The organism is Candidatus Poribacteria bacterium, assembly GCA_028820845.1.
Taxonomy (GTDB): domain Bacteria; phylum Poribacteria; class WGA-4E; order WGA-4E; family WGA-3G; genus WGA-3G.
The window spans coordinates 121,248-145,089 of record JAPPII010000092.1; the positions used below are offsets into that span (position 1 = coordinate 121,248).

Below are 23,842 nucleotides of genomic sequence, written 5' to 3' on the forward strand. Positions count from 1 at the left end.
CTTATTTTTTTCAGCACGGACACAGGCACCTCTGCTGGCGAGGTTTCTAACCTCGCCAATTTCCCAGTTACCGATAACTAATACCAATTCTAATTGAAATTGTAGCATAAACTTTAGTTTGTGCAGGCTTGTAGCATTATGCTTTAACCTTTGCATTAAAGGGCAGTTAATGCGATATAAACTTTTAGAAGTGGTATAATACCAATTCTAATTGATAATTCCTCTTAAAAGGTTGACTATTTTTCAGCACTGCTCGGTGCGGTTAGAAACCGCACCTACCGGGTGTGGTGTGAGTGGGTTCGGTTAATGCGAGATAAACTTTTAGAAATGGTATAACAATTATCTATGGATGCGGTGCTCCCACTTTCGGTTTTTCTTTCGGGGCATTGGAATCCGGTCCAAAACGGATATGAAGCGACGCACCCGGCGCATGTGTTTGTCCATAGAGCGCGTGCTTGATAACCCAGAAAATAACCGTCGTTCCTATCAGTGCTACTATCCCCCAGAGAGATGTCCGCAGCGTCCAATCGGTGAACGAAAAGACACTTCCGGTCTGTTTCGGAACCAACTGTGGACCCAGTACCATCAGCACGGTACAAATAATCCCATTGAGAATAATCACACCTTCTGTTACCAAGCGATGTGGACTGAAACCGACCAGTGCGCGTTCAAAATTGAAAATAACCATCCACCAGAGAAGTACAAGGTAGAGGAGCTGCCCTTTTCCCAGCCAACTCGTCGGGATAAAGGCAAGCGGTTCTCGGAAATGTACTGTCAAAAGCCAGACACAAGCAACCCCGACACCGATATAGAAAAGTTCAAACCACCCGATCCATCGGCGTGAGTGTCGGAACCATCCCACAACGGGCAGCCCAAAGAGTCGTTCTGGTAAGCCCTCAACCTGCTCCACCCATGTCCCCGCTGCCTTCCGATAATTGACGTACGTCAAGGCAACAAGTACGCAGAATACAGTAAATATTTCCATCCACTGTGGGAAATTTGGATCAACCTCTAAGGTGGGTGCTCGGTTCAGCAGCAAGCCGAACGTCACAGCAATCCCGATGCCGAACAAGAACCCTTGTGTCTGCTCCATAACGCTGTGCCAGTTCGTTTGGAGTCCTGTTCGGATATAGATGAGTTTCAATAATTGCCCAAATGAGAAGGCAACGCCGCCTGCAAACCCTGTCATCAGCGTAGCGAAAGCCACGCCGCCGAGTTCATAACGCGAACAGTATCCCAAGATTCCGATAACCATACCGACACAACCCGCCCAGTTGTCCCCACGCGGTGGTGTCATACGGAGGCGACAAATGTTTACCAGCAGCAAAAACCCACCGAACCAACTGATGCCCAGATACAAGACGAGGTTCGTGCCCATGTCCAAACCACCACGGAAAAGCGCGACGATAATCGCAGCGACTATGGCCACCAGTGCCGACACCCAATCCGTGTCATACCAGTAGAGCGGACTTTCGTGTCGCTGCATGCGTCTTGGTGTGAGAACCCAATCAATAATCACCGCTTGGAGCGACCAACCGATAAACACAGCAGCGATCGGCACAAAAAACAAGGATAACTGCGTGTGCGTCAAAAACGCTGGCAGCGCAGTGCCTGCGCCCCCCAGAGCCGCCCACAAAAAACCGATGGCGAATAGATTCGCAAATCCGTAAAGGACAGTCGGTGAGTGTGAAGAGTGACTGTACCCGACGACCATCATATAGGACATACTGCCGCCGAAAGACCAGCCTATCGCACCAAACAACGCGAAGTAATGGACATGCCGCCACCAATCCTCCCGCCCAGAGAGCAAGACGATTGCCATTGCAGCGAGCGCGCCGGGAAGTGCCGCACCGTATTCATGTCCAAAGTTGCCACGTATTCCCCATCCAACGCACAGAGACAAACCACACAAGAGCACCATTTCCCACGGGATCATTGCCATGTCCATATCTATAGTTCCACCTTATTGCTGGTTTTACTGCTCTATTATGTAGGTTTTCGCATTTATTGTCAACTTCTCTGCAACACAAACTTAACTCCTACCTTCCGCCCTTCCTATAGGCGCAACCGTTACTGACCACCCACAACCCATAACCCAAAACTATAATTTGCCTCTATTTCCTGTCCGTGATACGATAAACGCAATAGAACGCGTTATTAACTGGAGGCTATAAACTATGAGTCGTATACGGATAGGTGTTATCGGGTGTGGCGCGATTGCACAGGTACATCACCTTCCCAACCTCACCGCACTTCATCGGGAATTCGAGGTGCCAATCGTTTGTGATCTCTCTCGCGGTGCGGCGCGCGCCGTCGCAAAACGGTTCCACGTTCCACAATATGTTACAGACTATAACGAGTTACTCGCTACAGATGTGGATGCCGTGCTGCTTTGCCACGGCGATCCGAAGACGGAAGTCGCACTCGCTGCATTTGAAGCAGGAAAGCATGTATTTATCGAAAAACCTGTCTGTTTTTCGCTTCAAGAAATCGACGGGATGCTCACCGCACAACGTAAAGCCGGTACCGTGGCACAAGCCGGTTATATGAAGGTGCATGACCCCGCTTTTCAACTCGCCAAGCGCGAAGTCGATACAATGGAGAGTTATCGCTTCGTTCAGATTAATCACCTCCATCCAAATAACAACTTACATCTGAGTCAGTTTGATGTGGAACGGTTTAACGACTTACCACCCGACGCGTTTAAACCGGCAGGTGCGGCGCGTGAAAAAGCACAGGCAGAAGCCATCGGAGACGTGTTATCACAAGCCGGGCTTGAGAGCCATGTCCACAGCAAAGCACAGCGGGTGTTCTACCTGCTTGCAGGCAGCATGATCCACGACATCTATAGTTTACGGGTGATGCTCGGTTCACCGAGTAAAGTTATTAGCGCGGAGGTCTGGGCTGATGGACGTGGGGTGACAATCGTTTTTGCCTATCCGAACGGCGCACGCTGCGTCGCAACGTGGGTAGACCTTCCAGATCTGTGGGACTTTAGAGAGACATTGGAAATCTACGGGGATAACAAGCGCGTGATTGTATCCTATCCGACGGGTTTTTCACGAGGCATCCTATCAGAGGTAACAATACACGGCATAGATGCAGATGGCACGACCTATAGCAAGACACCTGCAGTTGAATGGGAGGGCGCGTTCGTGCGGGAGTTGCGGCACTTCCACGCCTGTATTACAGAAGGTGAGACGTGCTATACCTCACTGGAATCCGCGCGGCACGATATTTCGCTTATTATTGATATTGTGCGGTGTTATGTGCAACGAAAACCCGTTGCCTGTACACCAGCATAATGAGCTGCCTATACAAATTGAAAAAGGGCAGGTTCGATGACCTGCCCTTGTAATTGGCTTCGGAATTATTCCTCTTCCACAGGTTCAGCGGGCTCCATAGGTGCTTCACCTTCCATCGGCGGAAGCATACCCGCATCCATCTCTTCACCTTTTATCATAACAGTCGTATCTCTCGAACCCGTTACAACAAACCCGTCGATAGTGAGCTCCGCTTCAATAGGTTCCGGTGGTTCAACGTCTTCTGGAATCCCTAATGCATCTAACCCCGGAAAACCTTCAGGGAATGGAAAATCTCCGGGCATCTCATTACCATCACCGTCTTCTTCACCATCGTCTGGCATTTCGCCATCATCCCCGTCTTCCTCACCATCGTCTGGCATATCACCGTCATCCGGTGGTAGCAAACCGTCTAATGGTGGAAAGCCATCTGGTGGCAGCAAGTCTGGCGGTAATCCCGGGAAACCAGAACCCGGTGGCGTTAGCGTTACTGTGATTAAACCGGGATCTATCTGATCTTCCTCCATCTGTTTGATGAGTTCGTCGAGCGTTTGGGGGACAGGTCTTTCCTCTTCATCCCCGAAACCGCCAAACCCGAAATCAACAATAGCACCCGGCGGGGGTCCAATAGGTCCAAGGTCTCCGAAGAAGTCGAAAGAACTGGCAGAAACATTGATATTCGCCTCGCCAGCGGGGAAATCTTCAGGAATCTCAAGAACGACCTCTCTCTGAATCGTCCGCGCTGCCCCAGCAGTGCTCCAGTGCGGGACTAAGGTGATGCCAACCGTGATACTCTCACCCGGCATTATCTCCTCAGGCGCGATAACCTCTGCAATCTCTGCCTTCGCGATTTGCGGTTTGTCCGTGAGGGATATCGACACCGCTTTTAACGTCGCTTTGCCTGCACTGTTTGAGAGTGTATCGGCGAAGGACCTGACAATCTGGTCTACGTTTAGCAACACATCTAAGAACGCAACTGGAGAAGTTCGCCGGAACGGCTCTGTATAGACCGCGTTGGTCTCTTCAAACTGCAGCGTGACAGTCCCTTCTATCGTGCTGTTGCTCAACTCCATCCGAAGGGAGTCGAGTGTAATCGCAGCGACCAGCGAGATAAACGATTCTTGACCATAAGCCACCTGATGATGTTTTTCTATCGCTGTTTCACTGTTGGCAGGATGGTAAGAAACCTTGACAGGAATCATTGAAGGCGGTGCCCCAAGTTCACCAACGATTGCTGGTGTCAAATCTTTTGTTATCGTCCCAATGGGGTTACCATAAGCTGAGACGGATTTATAGGAGATTTGATAGTTCGGAACGATGCCGTTGACAACGGCTCTGTATACCGGCAGTGCGGATTGACCATCATAAAAAAATGGATGTCCGAACGCTACAAATTTGTCGTCATAAACTTGCGTCACGGTTCCAAAGCCTATTGAGTTGACAATATCCCCTGTTGCTATGGCTGCCCCTATCATATCCCCGGGAGCAAGTCCCCGTGAAGACCCTGCCGGCGGTGCCGCAGGCGCGTTACCGATATCGGCAAACAATTCAATGAAATTGTAGCGTGAATCAGAGAGATGTGAGGAGAGTTCTTGAATCCTATGGGACTGTATGCCTGTAACCATTACAGGTGTTTTAACCGGGACGTAGGTCGCATTAATGCCCACACCAGGGGCAGCAGGCGCAGGTTCTGCATCAAGGAGTCCACCTAATGTTTGATGATCTATTGTCGCTTCCATCGCGTCAATAGATGTTACCCAGAACCGAGTTGGTGTCTTTGGGAACGCATTACCATAAGCGAGCGCGCCCATGATACGTCCAGGCGGACCGACAGGACTGCCAGACATGCCTTGCGCAATGCCCCCCATAGCCTCAGCCGATGCGTCCATCAGTTCGCATTCGTAGAGCGGAAATCCGAAACCGAAATCTCGAACGCCACGGAACCGCGCCTCAAGCACGACTCTGCTTGTACCTTCAAGGACTGTAACGATTTGAACGGGAGTTTTATCTGTGAGTTTTCGGGCTTCATCTTCATACATATTTTCTAAGACGACATCGCCCAAGAGTGGTGCTGCGTTTAATCCTGTGATGAGTTCACTCGTAACAGGGTTTTCAATTTCTGTCTGTTCTTCGTCAGGAGAGCAACTCAATTGGCAGAGAATCAAAAGAGCGATACCTGTCATCAGAAAAAAACTTCTCATTAACGTTCCTCCATGATAGATGTTCTTCCATCGGTTTTGATATTTGTCAGAATTACCATGCAACCCAACCGCCATCAACGGCGATTGTTTGTCCGGTTACCCAGTTCGCTGCCTCCGAGGCCAGGAACAACACCGCACCGACAACCTCGTCTACCTCACCGACCCGTCCCATCGGAATGCGACGGACGACATCTTCATAGAATTCTTTGCGTTGTAAGAGGACATCGGCAAGTGGGGTGCGCGTAAACGCCGGTGCCACAGCATTCACCGTGACGTTATGGGGTGCCCATTCAACAGCGAGACCTTTCGTCAGCAGGACGACACCGCCTTTACTCCCCGAATACGCCGTCCTTAGCGGACCACCGACCAGACCCATCGTCGAAGAGATATTGATAATCTTTCCGTTCTCCCGCTCTATCATCGGCTTGACAAGCGTCTGTGTCAAGAAGAACAGTCCCTTCAAGTTGAGATCATAGATTGCATCCCAATCCTCTTCAGTGAGTTCAAGTGCCGGTTTTGGGCGGTTGGTACCGGCGTTGTTGACGAGGACATCCACACGTCCCCATACATCAATCGCCGCTTGTGCACCCTCGGCGACTTGTGCCATATCACTAACATCGAATACAACAGATGCCGCTTCACCACCGTTGGCTCGAATTTCGCTTGCAACCTCCTCAAGGTCAGACGGTGTGCGACTGTTCAAAATAACTTTTGCCCCCATTTGCGCAGCCGCTATCGCTATCCCTCTGCCGATACCTTTACCGGAACCGGTCACTAACATCACTTTATCTTTCAACTCAAATCCTGGAAATGCCACTATGCTAACCTCCAATCGCTTAAAAGTAGTAGGCACACTCCTGTGTGCCGAAACTCTATCTACACGCCAATTTCAAAGTATTTTCTAATAACATTGCGCGCGTCATGGGACCCACACCACCCGGAACAGGCGTAATAAATCCTGCAACTTCCTGAACTTCCTCAAATTTGACATCCCCGACAGCGCGACCCTCTCTGTGATTAATGCCCACATCAATAACCGTAGCACCCGGTTTCACCATATCCGCAGTGATAAATTCAGGTCTACCAATCGCCACAATGAGGAGATCCGCCTTTCGCGTCTGCGCTGCGAGGTCTGGGGTTCGAGAGTGGCAATACGTAACAGTCGCATTGCGGTTGAGGAGCATCAACCCAACAGGTTTGCCAACAAGCGGGCTTCTGCCAACGCATACGGCATGTTTGCCCTCAATCGCTTCACCTGTCAGTTCAATCAGACGAATAATGCCAGTCGGCGTACAAGGTGTAACGCCTTCGCGGTTGATGAGTAAATTTCCTAAATTGACAGGATTTAAACCGTCCGCGTCTTTATCTGGACGGATACTATCAATAACAGTCTCTTTGTCGATGCCTTCGGGTAGCGGCATTTGCACCAACATCCCGTGAATATCGGAGCGAGCGTTCAACGTTTCAATTTGTTGGATGAGCGCGCTTTGGCTGACATCTGCTGATAGATGGTGGACTTCAGAATGGAAATGAACTTTCTCACAATCACGTTGTTTATGTTTGATGTAGAGTGTTGATGCCGGATTGTCTCCTACTTGGACAACTGCAAGACCCGGGGTGAATGTGAGTTTTTTAAGCTTCCGCCGGATCTGGCTCCGGATCTGCTTTGCAAGACGAGTGCCATTAAGGAGTTCGGCTGACAAATCCGTTTTCCTCCAGTTTACGGGTATTAGATTCACTGAATTGTAGCGCAAGGCAATTTAATGAATCCTTATAAATTCAGTTTCGGGTTTCATAACAACAACTATTATAGCATATATCTCCCTTCAGCGCATGTTTTTTTATTTCTCTGCTGACAATTAACTAACAACCAATTATCAATAGCCAACAGCTAACAACCAATATATTGACTTTTTCTCGTAGATACTATATGATATGTCACAAAAAGCGGAGGGACAAAATGATACATGTAGGTGTAGGACATTCGCAAAGCCTCTCCACTACGGAAGCAGCGGAACGGGCAACACGCCTGGCTATGGGGAACGCAGGTATTGCGAAAGCCGATCTTGCCATTGTGTTCGCAACCATTAATTACCAAGCAGAATATCACGAGTTATATCAAGCCGTTCAGGCGAACTCCAGTTGTGATGAACTTATCGGCTGCAGTGGGATGAGCGTCTTAACCTCGGCAGGCGAGTTTGAAGGTGAACCCGCTATCGCTGTAATGGTCATCCGCGCCGAGGAACTTTCTGCTATATCGTTCGCTGCACAAGGTACAGAATCAGAGATTAGTGCCCAAATTCAGGAGCATATCCAACCTGAAATAGGCGACGACGCACTTCTCGTAATTTTTCCAGATATCCGCGCAATAAATCCAGCAGAACTCGTCAGTCACATTGGCAGTGATGGTGCCGCACTTCCTATCGTCGGAGCTGCCGTTTCTGGCGATGCAACCGGCGCACAGATGTACCACTGGAAAGGTGAGCAAGCGACGGAACGCGGTGTCACGGGAGTACTGCTGACAGGGAATCTCACCACAGAGATTGGCGTTGCACAAGGGTGTCAGCCCATTGGGAAGCCACGAGAGGTTACGAAAGCCGAAGGGCGCATCATCTTTGAATTAGACGGTGAACCGGCGTTGGAAAACTTCAAGGGAACCCTGCAACTCCTAACACAAGACGATATTCGTAAATCAGGAGGCACGGTTTTCGTCGGTATCGCAATGGATGCTGAAAACAGAAACCCGACACGGGGTGATTTTCTAATTCGTAATCTGGTCGGTATTAACGAGGAACACGCCGCAATCGCTGTTTCTGAGGAAGTGACAGAAGGACAGTTAGTGCAGTTCCACCTTCGGAATCCAGCCGCCGCCGCTGAAGAAATTCGGGTGATTATCGCACAATTGGCTGAAAAAACGCAGTCCCAACCGCCTGCATTCGGACTCTATTTTAATTGCCTCGGGCGCGGGAAAGGACTCTACGGCGCAGCGAATCACGACATCAGTGTTATCCAAGATAAATTCCCTGGACTCCCGATTATAGGATTCTTCGGAAACTCAGAATTCGCACCAATTGGTGGACGTAACTTTGCACACGCCTATACCGGTGTTTTCGTGCTCTGTTCCGCTGTAAGGTAAAAAACCAAGGAGAAAAAATGAACGAAGAAATTTTTGTCGCTCAGGAATTTACACAGGTCAACGGATTTACATCTGGTATCGAAGGACCCGCCTGCGACGCAGCTGGCAACTTATATGCCGTCAATTATGCCAGACAACACACCATCGGCAAAGTTACACCTGATGGCACTGCAAGCGTTTTCGTCGAGCTACCAACCGGTAGTATTGGTAACGGTATCCGCTTTGACAGCAAAGGTTTTATGTTCATCGCTGATTACACCAACCATAACGTCTTAAAAGTGGATATGGACACGCTCGAAATTAGCGTCCATGCACACGAACCGACAATGAATCAGCCTAACGATCTTGCTATCGGCGCAAACGATATTCTCTACGTCAGCGATCCGAATTGGGCGGAGTTCACCGGACAAATCTGGCGAGTGGATACCGATGGAAAGGTAACCCTCTTAGAACCAGACATGGGAACCACAAACGGGATTGAGGTAAGTCCTGATGAACAAGTGCTGTATGTCAACGAATCGGTGCAACGTAACATCTGGGCTTATGACCTCTCGCCTGAAGGTGAGATTGGCAATAAACGCTTGCTGATTCAGTTTCCAGATTTCAATATGGACGGAATGCGGTGCGATATTGAGGGCAACCTCTATGTCACTCGATACGGAAAAGGGACGGTCGCAAAACTCTCACCCGCAGGTGAGGTGTTGTTAGAGGTGAAGTTGACAGGGAAGCGCTGCTCAAATATTGCATTCGGCGGTCCAGACGGACGCACCTGCTACGTCACAATGGCAGACCGAGGCAATGTGGAAGTGTTCCGCACCGATGTCCCCGGTAGAAGCTGGCAGCTATGCCAGTGATTCAGCATTTCTCCGCTGACTGCTGACGGCTGATGGCTGACAGCCATCATAAACATATTTGACACCTACCACGATTTGTGGTATTATTATACATATAAGTATCTACATGGAGGTAACTCATGAAACGACTTTCTATTCTCTTGTTTTGTATTTTGGTATGTAATCCTCTCGCGACTGCCGATTTACTCGAAGGCCTTGTGTTGTATATGCCACTTGACGAGGGTGCTGGAAACGCAACTGAGGACTTCTCAGAAAACGGATTTGAAGGTGAACTCAACGGTGGTGCTAAATGGGTTGACGGTAAATTCGGAAAGGCACTGGAATTCTCCGCATCCAGCGATTTCGTGGCGGTGGAAGACGATGCAGCCTTTCACATTGAAGATGAAATCACGCAAGCCGCCTGGATTAATCTCGACCGACTCCCAAGCGCACACGCTATTGTCTTTGGCACGCGTATGGGTGGCGGCGGAAGACACATCGGGTTCGGATACGGCATGAACCCCCAAAACGGGATAAAGGTCTGGACGAACGGTGCTGGTGGTGGATTCCTTGACATTAATGATAACAAAACCCCCCTTGATACCGGTAAGTGGTACTATCTCTCCTATACACACACTTCTGATAACAAGGGTAAGGTGAAAATTTATGTCGATGGTGAAGTCACGCACGAACAGGACTCCAACAACCCTGTTGCACCCGCAGGTGCTACGAGCCGCGTTCAGATCGGCACATGGTCTGGTGAAGCATGGCCCGGCATTGTTGATGAGGTTCGCCTCTGGAACCGTGCCCTCTCTGACGATGAGATGAAACAGAGCATGGAGATGGGAGCAGAGGAGTTCTTGGCTGTCGATCCGAAGGATAAACTCACTACATCTTGGGCGCATATTAAGAGACTGCGCTAACTGAAATGAGGCGGCAATTTTTGTCGCCTCTCTCCTTTTACGATGAAACTCACCGAACACTACACACTATGCAAAAATACCAACCCCTTTTAAAACGGCTCGAAAAAACAGCAAAACAATCCAAACTCTCAGACAAATCCACACGTTTCACGGAATCTGTCATCCGAGGTATGACGCAGCTCTGCTTGCGCCACAACGCGATTAACCTATCCCAAGGCACCCCTGCATATCAACCACCTCCCGAAGTCAAAGCCGCCGCAATTAAAGCAATTCAAGAGGGATATAATCAGTATAGCATTACATGGGGCGCGCCGGTGTTCCGTGAAGCAATCGCACAAAAGATGACAGCATTTAACGGCATTCCCACGGATCCCGACAGAAATGTTACCGTCACCTGTGGTTCAACCGAAGGCATGCTCTCCGCACTCCTCGCAATTATCAATCCGAACGACGAAATTATCATCTTTGAACCCTTTTATGAAAACTACGGACCCGATACCATCATCTCCGGAGCAACGCCTGTCTATGTCGCATTGCAAGAGACACCTGCCTCTGATGGCACTATCCGCTTTACCTACGATACCTCCGAACTGCGGGCGGCTTTTTCTCCCAACACAAAGGCGATTGTCATAAATACCCCTAACAATCCGCTTGGCAAAGTCTTTACACGCGATGAACTTCAACAGATTGCCGACCTCTGCTGTGAATACGATTGCCTCGCAATCACTGACGAAATATACGAACACATGATTTATGATGAGAAACCGCATATCAGCATCGGTTCTCTACCAGAGATGCGGGAACGAACGATTACGGTATCAGGGTTAAGCAAGGCGTATTCAATGACAGGTTGGCGGTTGGGATACGTCATTGCACCACAAACACTGACCGATGCGATTCGTAAGATGCACGACTTCCTCACCGTCGGTGCCCCACATCCGCTTCAGCGTGCGGGAGTCGTTGCCCTTAACTTACCGCAGAGTTACCACCAAGAACTCGTTGCGAAATATGACAAGAATCGTAAACGTCTTCTGAAAAATCTTACGGAAGCAGGATTTCGATGTCATCAACCAGAAGGCGCGTATTACATTATGACAGACATCACAGACTTTGGTTTCCCGGACGATACAGCCTTCGCACACTGGCTGGTGAAGGAAATTGGTGTCGGCGGCGTGCCGGGATCCAGTTTCTATAGTCGTCCGCACCTCGGCAAGACAAAGTTTAGGTTTATGTTTAGTATGGCAGATGACATCCTCGCGGAAGCCGGTGAACGCTTGATGCAGATCAAAACGAAAATTTGACAAAGTAGTAGGCACACGCCGTGTGCCGTTCACCCCTTTTCTCCGCACCAGAGAGGCACAAATATGGACATCTCCCTTGAGAACGAAACACTGAATGTGTACAGAAAAGAAATTGAAACACTTATTCAGAGCGATGAGAAGTATAGAGACTTAGGTCCTGATGAACTTGAGGTCATTGTGCGTGCATTTGAATTTACTTTGACAAATGGGCGCGAGAAAGTCCGAGCCCAAATGCTTTATGACCTCATTCATGAGAAAAGGGATAGCTAATATGCGCTTAGAGCGAATTCGCCTTAAAACTTTCGGATGCTTCCAGCAGCGTGATTTTGAACTTCATAACGGTATCAATCTCATTTTTGGTCCCAACTTCAGTGGAAAAAGCACGCTCGTCAACGCCATCTTTTTCACATTAACCGGTAAACCGATTGTGCCGCGCGTGGATAGCTCAGCCATAAAGAACGCCAAAGCCTATAGCGGTACAGCAGGACTCCAATTCGTCGCCGATGGTGATCGCTATCAACTCTACCGGGCAACCGAAAAACGCCTCCAACTCCGTGCTGAGAAAAGCGACGGGTGGCATGTCCTTTTTGATGATAAGCGTATCAAAGCAACTGAAACAATGCTGCAGGAGCGATTTGGGATTAGGCACGAGCAGCTTGCACTCACCACCTTTCTCCGCGAAGGCGAAATCTTTGAATTCCTCGCACGTCAATCCACGACTCGACGAGATGTGCTTCATACACTCCTCGGCATCGACAGGTTAATAGAGGTACGGGAACGATTCATTGATACCCGTCGTATCGCTAAACGTGAACAAGGCAGAATCCGTGCGCACCAAAACAGTCTCCGCTTCAATGCACGGAACGACCATAAAACTGAGATCGCGCGCATCGAAGAAAAATTAAGAGGCTTGGAAGCAGCTTACGGTGCCGACACAGGAGATGCCGAACTCATCGCGGAATGGACGCAGAACCAGAATCGCTTACAAACTCAGTTAGACGCGTTGACACGCCAGCAAAGTGAAGCTTTAAGGGGTGTCAACGATATTGCACATCTCCACAAGGTAATAGCCAAAATTGAGACTGCCATTCAGGAGGCTGCAGGGTTAGAGACAAAACGTGAGGAACTTATACAGCAAATCGGACGTCTTGAGTCCCAAATCACGGCACTGACAAACGTCTGTTATACCCTCCGATCGCTCATTGAAAGCGAAGAGCCACACTGTCCAACCTGTTATCAAGAGGTTGAACAAGAAGTCGTCCAACGGATTATTGACGAGAAGGAAAAAGAAAAAACGAAATACTCCGCTGAACTTGAGGCGCACAAGAAATCGCTGGAGACAGAAACCCGAAATTTGGAAAGTAGGCATGCCCTGGAGCAACGCCTTGAGACTTTACAGACCCGCGCAACTCAATTTCAACAACGCACACAGGAAATTGAGGGCGTTCAGAACGGACTTACTACACTCGCAGCACGCTTGAACCAAAAAGGTGTCCAACAAAGTAAATCGCAGGCTTCTGAAACCACCGTAAGCCTTGACAAATCTAAATTGAAAGTCCAGATTGATCGCGAACGGAAACAACTTGACAAACTCAAGCGAGAAGAGGCTGTTCGTTTAGATAGGTTGGGCGCGCTTCAACGCGTCAACAGAGACGCATCGCATACTGAGAAGACCCTCCTCAGCTTAGAACTCGCCTGTGCAGGTGTTGACAAAACCATCGCGACCCTGCAAAAACAGATTCTCAAACCTGCTGAGGAAGAACTCCATCGGTGGCTCGAAAAGATGCAACTTTTTTCTTCTTCTCGCCAGAACGGTGGAGAGACCCGCATCGACTTACAACGCCAACACCTCCTCCCGTCCCTTACCATAGATGGTGTTGACCGGAGTCTCATGTTACTCAGTGGTAGTGAGAAGATGTTCCTCTATCTCTGCTTCAAAGTCGCACTCGCCAATGTATTAGGCAATCCCGGTTTCTTTGTATTTGATGACCCAACGCTCCATTTAGATCGTGAACGGAAGGTCTTGATGGTGGACTTTATCCGTCAACTTGCTGAGGAGCATCAGATCGTCGTGACGAGTTATGATGAAGATGTACGTGCCGGATTAGAAGGCGCGCACCTCATTGAAATGCGGCGATAAACCTCTCAGGAAGCACCTTAAAATCTCAAAGCTCAGATATTTTTTCTTGATCTCTTGCGGGAAAAAGGTTATTATATCTACAATAGGTCGCGAGATTACGCGCTTCAGAAGATACCAGGCAGTTGGTGCAATATCACTAATTGGAGAAAACTCTAAAAAAAAGGAAAATTCGACAGTGCGATATCTAACAACAATTTTGATTTTAACTTGCTTAGCAAATATTGCTATTGCTGGTCTTGATGCTGATAGTAAATACGATGATACTATTGCCGTGTATTATTTTAACAATAATCAGGATAGTGGGCCCAGAGGGTTTCATTTGAACTTCGGCGGGAACTCCGAATTGGCCGGGGGGAACGATGAAATAACAGCCACTATATCTGACAAAGGTAGGATTGGCAATGCCTTACAACTTACAGACACGGGATGCTTGTGTGGTTATTACGAAGATGAATCACTGAGTATTGTAGGTGCCGAATTCTCCATAGTCGCTTGGGTGAAAATGCGAAAGCAGAAATACCAATTCTCCATGTCCGCAGAGGGATGGGGCAGCAACGATTCCCAACACCGATCTGGCATGGTGGCACTTACGGTAAATACAGACGGCAATTTGATCGGAACGCTTGAAAGAGGTTTGACTCGGGCAAATATGTCCACAAACGCATGGGACAACACCCAACAAGATGTCGCAAACAACAGATGGCACCATATCGCTTTCACGCAATATGCAAACTATCTCAACCTATTCGTAGATGGAAAACTCGTCAAAAGAGAGAAATTTGATTCATACTTGGGATTTATCGGGAACTCCGCACTGATCCGCGTACATTATCATGGTGAAATCAAAGGAAGTATCATGATGGACGATCTCGGATTCTTTGAAACTGGATTCAGCCCTTATGAGATAAAAGCACTCCGTAATTCCAAAATGGGCTTGAAAGAATTTCTGGAAGTCATGCCTGTCGACCCAACTGACAAAATGGCGACAACCTGGGGATCCATGAAATCCCGGAGATAATAAGAATCAACTTGGAGATACATACGTGAAAACAAAACTATTTGCGCTCTTCATACTTTTTATTTTTCAGATCTCACCATTTTTGCCTAAGAGTATTGCCCAAACAACCCAACCGGATACCAATGAAAAGCCTACGACACCCGTATCCATACCGGATGCCACTTTAGCAGCAATCGTGCGTGAAACCCTTAATCTATCAGCGCAATCTCCAATTACCCAAGGGGATATGCTACAGTTGACTGAACTGGGGCTTTCGAGACCGGTGAGCAGCCTAACCGGCATAGAGCATGCAAGAAATCTAACATATTTAAAACTGGTTACAAAACAGGTTTCCGACTTCACACCCCTCACCGAATTGGGAAATCTAACGGGATTAATGCTTTCATCACAGGGCCCCAATGCCATACTGGATCTGGATGCAATTACACAATTGACGCAGTTACAACGTTTAAGTTTATTCGGTTATCAAGTCCGAGACCTCTCCATACTCACAAGGTTAAAGGATTTAATCAGTCTTGATTTCTGGTACAGTCACATTAACGATATCACACCCCTGGGGGAATTGACACAACTCAGACGCTTAATCCTCCCAAGTAACCAAATTCGCAACATCACACCCCTCAGGAAATTAACGAATTTGGAGCTTTTAAAACTGGATAATAACCAAATTCGCAACATCACACCCCTCAGGAAATTAACGCAATTATCAACCTTAGGTCTTACTGATAATCAGATTCGCGACTTCACGCCTCTTACACAGTTAAGCAATCTTACCGACTTGCGCGTCGCTGGGAATCCAATTGTGGACAAAACCCCACTGCAAACACTCCTTGACCAGAACCCAAGGTTAAAAATTGATATTGACCCGACACAGCTCACCCCTATCTTGCACCGTGTGGGACCTGAACTACCATCGATATACTGGATAGACAGCGAAACCAGCGGCTTGTATCATCTCGTCAGTGCCAAACATGGCACGGAGATGTCCGTGAATATTCTTGATCCGAGCGGCTTCTATCGTCCTGCTAGTGCCAAACAGACAGCAGAAAATGTCGCTTTGGGCGTTCTGAACATGACCAGCCTCGCTATTGATACGCGCGCAGGCAGAATCTACTGGATAGAACAGAGCCGAAAGAAACGCGGTGAAATCGGATCCGCGAACCTCGACGGTTCCGATGTACAACAAGTTAGATGGATTTATAGCTTGCCCCTTGACATCGCAATTGACCCCATAGACAGAAACCTATATGCCACGAACACAAACGGCAAAATCCTGAGACTAAGCCTGGATGGCGCGAACTTCAATGCTAATTTTATAACAAACTTGGAGGATCCCAGACACATCGCTCTGGATGCCGTTGGTAGGAAACTCTACTGGACAGAGGCAGACAAACGCATCCGACGGGCAAACCTCAACGGTTCAAACGTTCAAACTGTTATCACCGGTTTACAAACACCCGGCGCACTCACCGTCGCTGCAGACAAACTTTATTGGACAGAACAGACAAGCGAGAATGCAGGGAAAATCCAACGCGCGAACCTTGATGGCACAAACCTTCAAACGCTTGCTACATTAAAAAGCGTACCCCTGGGAATCGCTGTGGATATTAATGGAAGGAAAGTGTACTGGACGAACGCCGCAGGGAAAATCCAACGGGCAAATCTCAACGGGAAGAATATCCAAAACGTCGTTACGGGTTTAGCACATCCGATAGAACTGGTACTCGCGACAGATATAGGCATGACACCAGGCACTGCCGCACCCGCTGCCATCCTTCCAACCACCACTAACTTACTACCGAATTACCCCAACCCCTCTAATCCAGAAACGTGGATACCCTATCAACTCGCGGCACCCGCCAAAGTCACATTACACATTTATGCCACAAATGGGCAGTTAATTCAAACTTTAGCCTTAGGATACCAACCCGCAGGTATCTATCAAAGTCGGAGCCGCGCAGCCTATTGGGATGGTAGAAACCAAAACGGAGAGCCTGTTGCAAGTGGAGTCTATTTTTACACCCTCACCGCAGGCGACTTCGCTGCTACCCGAAAAATGCTGATAAGGAAGTAACACCCTTTCTGATTGAAATTGTAGCATAAACTTTAGTGTCTGCAGGCGCGTCGCACTATGCTTTAGCCTGTGCATGAAACGGCAATTAATGCGATATAAACTTTTAGAAATGGTATAACACGCGTTCAGAGCCTGCGGGTTATAGAGACCCTCACAGATCGTCTCGTTTGAAACCCAACCTCTCTCGCTAACGTTTTTACCTATATAGGACTTACGCATGCTGCGCTTTTGTAGCACAAACTTCCCAGTTTGTGGCAGGAGAACGCTCTGTTTTCGGAAAGTTCTCATCTAACAGAACGGACTGCAGTCAAAATTGCGTAAGTCCTATGTAGAAAATAGTCAAAAGGAAAATCCAACAATGCGATATTTAACAACAATTATAACGGCTGAAGGATCACTCAAAATGAATCATTATGAAAAAAGAAACACCTATTTGCTCTCAGTGTTGTGCATGCTGCTGGGGGCATCATTTATCATAAGTGAACCGAGTTATTCTCACGATATACCCGTCCCGTTTGATATAACATCTTCAGATGGTACAATTGTTGAACTCGTTACCCACAAGGATCTTTATGATAGTGACGGAAATTTCGTCGCACATATCCATGACTATTCAACCTCAAGCTATACACAAGCAGAAGTCGATGAGATTCACGCGAACAACCCGCATACGCGTCAAAGTGTAATAGACGGGCTGCCTAAAGCAGGTGACGTTAAAGGGGTTCATGGGCGTAGTTATAACAATCCAGGTTTTACGGAGCCGGATGATCTGAGTGCGGTTGGTACGCCAGATCCAACCTATGAGGACTATGGAATTGCCGGTCATTTACCTGATCCACCAAATAGTCAGGGGGATGCACAATCTCCGCAAAATGCACAAGCCGATCCACTATCTCCTCAAGCAACGCCTATATCTATTCAAGAGAGCCAGGAAAATCCACCTGCTATCCAAAATCAAGAGCAAACAATAACGGCTACCCATAACGGACAGCAGCAAAATTTTGTGGAGATAGCAGAACCGGAATCCTCAGAAGACGGGTTGTACGCGATCATTGAAGGTGAAGCTATCGAGGAAAGCCAGCTCACGCCTCAGTCTCAGGACGATGGAAGACGGTACAGATTGCTCTCAAGTTTAGCAGTCCGAGGGCCCACACGCCAATTAGAGATTGTCGGTGTCGTTGAATTGAGAGGACCCCGCCGATTAGTCGTTACACTCCGCAATCATAGACAACGTTTCATTGATGTGACGCAAGGCTGGGCTCTATCTTTGGCACGTACCGATGGTAGTTCCGCATTCGTGAACATGAAGAGTCGGGAAAGTTTATTAATCACGCCGCAAAAAGCGCGGGGTGAAAAATACGCCGACACAGAGATTGCCCTGCTGCCGAGAAAATTGTTTAGAAGGTTGGGGAATCAGGTGCGTTTTGCCTTAGATTTTCAGTACTTCTACGGCACACAGAGCGGATATAAAACCGGCGATGTCCTCATTCTCTCATACCAAGGTGAAGAAATGAGTCGCTATCCTGAAGCGGTGCAGTTTGCACCACGCTTGCAAAGAAGCATAACGACGACCTGGGGTTCGATGAAAAAACCGAAATAGTTCGGATCATCGTAAACCCTCAAAACCGATAAATCATGAAAATAAAGTTCCTTTCCGCGTTATGTCTATCTGTTTTAGGGATGTTGCTGTTTGTACCTAATACTGCTGCACAAGGAACTGACCCTCACAATATTGTACGACTGGTGTATTTCGTCCCTTACCGCCGTCAACCGCAATCAGACATCGATGTAAAATTGGATACGCTTATAAAAAACGTGCAGGCGTTTTTTGCCGACGAGATGGAACGCCACGGATTCGGTAGAAAAACATTCCAATTTGAAATCGATAGGCACGGTAATGCCGTCGTGCATCGCGTGACCGGGAAATTCCTTGATACGCACTATCATGAGGACACTGTGTCTAAAGTCGTTGCAGAGGTCCCCCAACGATTCGACTTCCTAAAAAATGTCTATCTCGTGGTCGTTGACGTGAGTACAGGATTGATTGATAGCGTCTGTGGAAGGGGTGGAGATGTTTGGAATACTGCCGGAGATTGGGGAGGACGCGCCTTCATTCCAGCGTCCGGAGATTGTTTAAATACACGTTTAGGGTTTGAACTCACCGCCCACGAACTCGGACACGCCTTCGGCTTAGCCCATGATTTCAGGAAAAGTGCCTATATCATGTCTTATGGGCAGAACCCAGACCAATTGGCACGCTGTACCGCTGAATGGTTGCATGCCAATCGCTATTTTAATGATCACCGAACGCATGCTAACAATCACGAAACGACAATTGAGATGCTCGCGGCCGAGGCGGACCCAGACTATACGATCCGCTTCCGATTCAAGATAAGTGATGCCGACGGACTCCGGCACGTACACTTGATGACCCCCGCAACTTCTATCTATGAGGATCCCGGGTCATCGAAATTGATCGACTGTAAAAAATTGGAAGGCAACAGTCAGAACGTAGAGTTTGCTACGAATCAACTCACACCAGAGTCCCAGTCTATCACAGTGCGCGTTGTGGATGCTGCTGGTAATCTTTCATCGCAAGACTATCCGATTGACATCAACGCGATCCTGCCGACTCCGCGAGTTGTCTCGATTCCTGATGTCAATTTGGCAGCAGCCATCCGCAATGAACTCAGGTTGACACGGAGCAGTCATATCACAGAACTGGATATGTTAAACTTGACAGCCCTCAGTGCTAACCATAAACAAATCATTGAACTCACCGGGCTTGAATATGCCAAGAATCTGAAACATCTCGCTCTTGGATTCAATCAGATTACTGATGTCTCTACACTGGCACAATTGACAAATTTGGAGGAACTGTCTATCCCCTATAATCCTGTAGAGGATTTAACGCCAATCAAAGCACTAACCGGATTGCGAGCATTAGAGGTGCGTGGGTATAATCTCCTAAATGTTACGTTAGATGCTAACCTCTTTACAACTTTTCCTGACTTAGTCCACCTCGCAATCGGTTCTAATGGAATTACGGACATTACGCCGCTTACACAACTCAAACGGCTGAGGTACTTGTCCGCAATAAGTAATCAGATTCGAGACCTCACACCCATCGCACAAATGCCGAATTTGGTGTTCTTAGAACTTTGGTACAATCAGGTCAACGACCTCACGCCCTTCACCGGATTGACAAACCTACAATTTTTGTATCTTCCTGGCAATCCGCTGGCTGACCTCACCCCGCTCAGTGGATTAAAGAACCTAAAACATTTAGACATCTCTGGCGATATAAACGGCGGTGCAATTACGGATTTGACACCCCTCGCTACCCTAACAAACTTAGAGGCCTTGCGCGCCGATCGCAATAAGATTCGTAGTATTAGACCGCTCCGGAAATTGGAGCACTTGGAAATTCTGTCACTTGAAGATAATCAGATTAGCGATATGCGTCCATTCACAAAACTTGTGAAACTCAGCACGTTACGCCTCGCAAGAAACCCGATTTCCGACATAACCCCGCTTCAGACGCTCTCAAATCGAAACCCCAGATTGGAAGTGGATATTGATCTCACACAACTCTCGCCTATTTTAGAAATCATAGACCCGCAACTTCCGCCTCTCTATTGGACAGACACAGAGACCAGCGGATTCCATCGCTTCATTCGCTCCCAAACATCCGTAGAGCACACAGCACTGGGGGTCCTGAATATAACAGCACTTGTCGTAGATACAGAGGGTGGTAAAATCTATTGGACCGAACAGACAGGCAATTTACGGGGTGATATAGGATGTGCAAACCTTGATGGTTCAAATGCTCAAGTTCTTAAGAGCTTCTTTAGTTTGCCTCGCGACATTGCAATTGACACACGGAACGGAAAGATATACTGCACAAACGCGATTGGCAAGATCCAGCGATTGAACTTTAACGGTTCAAAATTTGAAGCCAACCTTATCACAAACTTAGATACCCCCGAACACATCACCTTGGATATTGCAAATGGCAAGATCTACTGGACAGCAGCAGCTGAACGCATCCAACAGGCAAACCTTGACGGTTCAAATGTTCAAACTGTTATCATCGGACTGGAAACACCCGGCGGACTTACCGTCGCTGCGGACAAACTTTATTGGACAGAACAGACAGGCAAGAATGCCGGTAAAATCCAGCGCGCGAACCTCGACGGCACAAACCTTCAAACGCTTGCTACATTAAAAAGCTCACCGATCGGAATCGCTGTGGATACTCACGGACGGAAAGTGTACTGGACGAACGCCGCAGGCAGAATCCAACGGGCAAACCTCAACGGGAAGAACATCCAAAACGTCGTTACGGGTTTAGCACATCCGATAGACCTCGTGCTCCGGACAGATACAGACACGACACCTGTTGCCGCCGCACCCGCTGTCGTCCGTCCAGCCACCACAAACTTACTACCGAACTACCCCAACCCCTCTAATCCAGAGACATGGATACCTTATCAGTTAGCAAGCCCGGCGGATGTCACATTGACTATCTATGCCATAAACGGACAGTTGATTCGCACCTTAGCCTTAGGACACCAACCCACAGGTATCTATCAAAGTCGGAGCCGCGCAGCCTATTGGGATGGTAGAAACCGACACGGAGAGCCTGTTGCAAGTGGCATCTATTTCTATACATTGTCCACGGAGGCCACACGCGACTCCGTTCCCGCAGGCAATTTCACAGCAACGCGGAAGATGCTCATTGTGAAGTAGATTTTGTAGAAACCTTTTATAGCACTCACATTATCTAAAACCGCTCAAGATAAATATCACCTTTATCTTCCTGCATGTTGCTCCAGACAACAGCCCACTGTCCGTCTCCAATCGAAACCACAAACGGTGGATGATGTTCTCCTTTGCTGGTAGAGATAGGAACACCTGTTTCTTCCCATAGCAATGTACCCGATAAATCAATTTGCTGTCCATAGATAGCATCTCTACTCTCTTCACCGAAGTCCTCTCGATAGTCTACCCATGCCACGAAAAACCGATCCTTCTCCGTTTCCACAATGAACGGCTTGTCTTGATGACCACCGGCGGTACAGATAGGAATACCATCTTTTTCCCAGGCGAGTGTCCCGTCTCCACGGACACGTTGTGCATATAGGTCGGAATAGACATCGCGCTCATCACGCCACACTGCAATAAACCCACCACTCCCATCACTAACAACCGAAGCGTGTTTTTGGATGCCGACAGCAGTGCATACAGGGATACCGTCTTCGTTCCACATTTTGCTACCATCAGGGGTAATCCGTTGTGCATAGAGTTGATCGTTGATAAAATTTTCATACACCTGCCACAAAACGATAACCCCGCCTTCGCCATCGGCAATCACCCGCGGTTCGCCTTGCATGCCACGCGTCGGTGTAACAAAGATTGGAGCCTCCCACAACGGTTCCGCATCCAGACTCAGTCGATATGCCTTTAGATGCCACGCCTCGTAACCGATAACGTCCCACCAAACAATATAGAACCCACCGGTTGCATCTCTAATCGGGATAGGATTGCTTTGCAACGATTCTGAAGGAAAAACAGAGATCCCATCAACCTTCCATATCGGTTCCCCTGCAGCATTAATCCGCTGGATGTAAAGGTCCTGAAATTCAGAACTCCGGCGTTCATCTTCCCAGACACAGATAGCACCCCCTTCACCATCACTCATAATCGCCTGGGTTGACTGATCGGCAGCATCCACACAGACTGGAATCCCATCTGTTTGCCAGAGAACATTACCCTCCAGACTCACCGCTTGTGCATAGATGTCCCAGTTGCTTCTATCCCGTCTATCGTTCCAGACAACAATCGCGTGATTGTCGTGTCGAATCATTCGCAATCGACGCTGGTTTCTGTCTGCTGTGCATATTGCTAATCCGTTGAGTTCCCAACGCGCTTTTTCAGCACTATCAACACGTTGCGCATAGACATCCCAATCCTTCCCTGTCCGATAATCCTCCCACATAACAATGACACCGCCCTCACCGTCGTCTACAACCCACGGCAGGAATTGCCCATCTACCGCAGTCGAAACGGCGACTTCAGCCGATGCGGTGCTACATAGAAAACAAGCACCTACAAAGAAGAAAAACGTTAACCTTGCAAACGATTTGATTAATCCGTGAAAAGCGTTTTCGGAGTCCATAAGTTGACTAAAGTTCCTTTTGTATACAAATCAAGTGCGTCCCAACGTTCGATAGGAAGTTCGATATGGGCGAGTGCTGCTGTCGGCATCCGCTTGATATATCCTGTCAAATGATTCACGAGTTGTTCCATTGTTGGATTATGTCCAACAACCATGACGCGTTGATATTTCTTAGATAGGTTCTGTAGCGTTTCAAAGTAAACACCAGGAACACTGGCGTAAAACGCCTCCAGTTTTTTTACTTTTCCCGTGTAACCGGACGCTTTCGCCACTTTGTTCGCTGTTTTTCGAGCACGTTTCGCCGATGAGGTAAGAATCCGATCTGGAAGCAATCCTTCCTGACGCAAGTGTTCCCCCATACGCGGTGCATCCTGTTTACCGCGTTTGTTAAGGGGTCGGTCGTAATCAGAGAGTGCTGGATACTTCCAACTCGATTTTGCGTGTCGCAGAATAAGAAGTGTTTTCATGATGTCACCTTATCTTGCTTTTGTATTTATTCCCCATCCTACCATAATCAGAACACAATGTCAATTGTTGATGCCTTTTCTCCAGGGCTGTTTAGTTTTAAGAGATAAGTTTACTTACGTAAAGGATTTCTCTTGATGGATGCCCGAATTTATTCGGGGCAGCACACTTTTCCCGAACAAGAATGTAATACAAGGAATGGATTTAGTCTATTCCCAGACTAAATCCGGGCTTCCGGACCTAAATTATCGGAAAACTGAATGGCCCT

The 23,842-nt window shown here is 48.1% G+C and carries 17 protein-coding genes; 11 read left to right on the plus strand and 6 right to left on the minus strand.

Going from position 1 to position 23,842, the window contains the following annotated elements; genetic code table 11:
* Nucleotides 1-343: 343 nt before the first annotated feature.
* Nucleotides 344-1,948 (minus strand): hypothetical protein, encoded by a 1,605-nt coding sequence (locus OXN25_17400; GenBank protein ID MDE0426628.1) that lies wholly within the window; start codon nucleotides 1,946-1,948, stop codon nucleotides 344-346.
* Between the two features lie 229 nt (nucleotides 1,949-2,177).
* Here OXN25_17400 and OXN25_17405 point away from each other — a divergent pair, with 229 nt between their 5' ends.
* Nucleotides 2,178-3,305: a Gfo/Idh/MocA family oxidoreductase gene (locus tag OXN25_17405; protein ID MDE0426629.1), complete on the plus strand. Its 1,128-nt coding sequence runs from the start codon at nucleotides 2,178-2,180 to the stop codon at nucleotides 3,303-3,305.
* A 65-nt stretch (nucleotides 3,306-3,370) separates the two neighbouring features.
* Here OXN25_17405 and OXN25_17410 read toward each other — a convergent pair whose 3' ends face one another.
* From OXN25_17410 to folD, 3 genes are read right to left on the minus strand one after another with little or no spacing between them, the layout of a single operon-like run.
* On the minus strand, nucleotides 3,371-5,503 hold the full coding sequence (locus OXN25_17410) for a hypothetical protein (protein MDE0426630.1): 2,133 nt from the start codon (nucleotides 5,501-5,503) through the stop codon (nucleotides 3,371-3,373).
* A 52-nt stretch (nucleotides 5,504-5,555) separates the two neighbouring features.
* Nucleotides 5,556-6,320: an SDR family NAD(P)-dependent oxidoreductase gene (locus OXN25_17415; GenBank protein MDE0426631.1), complete on the minus strand. Its 765-nt coding sequence runs from the start codon at nucleotides 6,318-6,320 to the stop codon at nucleotides 5,556-5,558.
* A 55-nt stretch (nucleotides 6,321-6,375) separates the two neighbouring features.
* Entirely contained in the window at nucleotides 6,376-7,206 is an 831-nt protein-coding gene (gene folD, locus OXN25_17420) for a bifunctional methylenetetrahydrofolate dehydrogenase/methenyltetrahydrofolate cyclohydrolase FolD (protein ID MDE0426632.1), read from the minus strand.
* Between the two features lie 257 nt (nucleotides 7,207-7,463).
* Here folD and OXN25_17425 point away from each other — a divergent pair, with 257 nt between their 5' ends.
* The 10 genes from OXN25_17425 (at nucleotide 7,464) to OXN25_17470 (ending at nucleotide 21,680) form a co-directional block, all read left to right on the plus strand.
* Nucleotides 7,464-8,639 (plus strand): FIST C-terminal domain-containing protein, encoded by a 1,176-nt coding sequence (locus tag OXN25_17425; protein ID MDE0426633.1) that lies wholly within the window; start codon nucleotides 7,464-7,466, stop codon nucleotides 8,637-8,639.
* A gap of 17 nt (nucleotides 8,640-8,656) precedes the next feature.
* Nucleotides 8,657-9,493: an SMP-30/gluconolactonase/LRE family protein gene (locus OXN25_17430; protein ID MDE0426634.1), complete on the plus strand. Its 837-nt coding sequence runs from the start codon at nucleotides 8,657-8,659 to the stop codon at nucleotides 9,491-9,493.
* Nucleotides 9,494-9,612: 119 nt separating this feature from the next.
* Nucleotides 9,613-10,395 carry a LamG domain-containing protein gene (locus OXN25_17435; protein ID MDE0426635.1) on the plus strand — a complete coding sequence of 261 codons (783 nt, stop codon included), beginning with the start codon at nucleotides 9,613-9,615 and terminating at the stop codon, nucleotides 10,393-10,395.
* 5 nt (nucleotides 10,396-10,400) lie between these two features.
* Nucleotides 10,401-11,696: an aminotransferase class I/II-fold pyridoxal phosphate-dependent enzyme gene (locus tag OXN25_17440; GenBank protein MDE0426636.1), complete on the plus strand. Its 1,296-nt coding sequence runs from the start codon at nucleotides 10,401-10,403 to the stop codon at nucleotides 11,694-11,696.
* A gap of 63 nt (nucleotides 11,697-11,759) precedes the next feature.
* Nucleotides 11,760-11,966, plus strand: coding sequence for a hypothetical protein (locus tag OXN25_17445; GenBank protein MDE0426637.1), 207 nt, complete (start codon nucleotides 11,760-11,762; stop codon nucleotides 11,964-11,966).
* Nucleotide 11,967: 1 nt separating this feature from the next.
* Nucleotides 11,968-13,836 carry an AAA family ATPase gene (locus OXN25_17450; protein ID MDE0426638.1) on the plus strand — a complete coding sequence of 623 codons (1,869 nt, stop codon included), beginning with the start codon at nucleotides 11,968-11,970 and terminating at the stop codon, nucleotides 13,834-13,836.
* A 175-nt stretch (nucleotides 13,837-14,011) separates the two neighbouring features.
* Nucleotides 14,012-14,854, plus strand: coding sequence for a hypothetical protein (locus OXN25_17455; GenBank protein MDE0426639.1), 843 nt, complete (start codon nucleotides 14,012-14,014; stop codon nucleotides 14,852-14,854).
* Between the two features lie 25 nt (nucleotides 14,855-14,879).
* Nucleotides 14,880-16,928: a DUF5050 domain-containing protein gene (locus tag OXN25_17460; protein ID MDE0426640.1), complete on the plus strand. Its 2,049-nt coding sequence runs from the start codon at nucleotides 14,880-14,882 to the stop codon at nucleotides 16,926-16,928.
* Nucleotides 16,929-17,331: 403 nt separating this feature from the next.
* The gene (locus tag OXN25_17465) at nucleotides 17,332-18,528 is read left to right on the plus strand and encodes a hypothetical protein (GenBank protein MDE0426641.1); all 1,197 of its coding nucleotides are present in this window, start codon (nucleotides 17,332-17,334) and stop codon (nucleotides 18,526-18,528) included.
* Nucleotides 18,529-18,563: 35 nt separating this feature from the next.
* Nucleotides 18,564-21,680, plus strand: a complete 3,117-nt coding sequence (locus OXN25_17470; GenBank protein MDE0426642.1) for a leucine-rich repeat domain-containing protein — start codon at nucleotides 18,564-18,566, stop codon at nucleotides 21,678-21,680.
* 34 nt (nucleotides 21,681-21,714) lie between these two features.
* Here the strand turns inward: OXN25_17470 and OXN25_17475 are convergent, their stop codons facing one another.
* Entirely contained in the window at nucleotides 21,715-23,109 is a 1,395-nt protein-coding gene (locus OXN25_17475) for a hypothetical protein (protein ID MDE0426643.1), read from the minus strand.
* Nucleotides 23,079-23,576, minus strand: coding sequence for a histidine phosphatase family protein (locus OXN25_17480; protein MDE0426644.1), 498 nt, complete (start codon nucleotides 23,574-23,576; stop codon nucleotides 23,079-23,081). The genes OXN25_17475 and OXN25_17480 overlap by 31 nt, the downstream gene beginning before the upstream one ends.
* Nucleotides 23,577-23,842 lie beyond the last annotated feature (266 nt).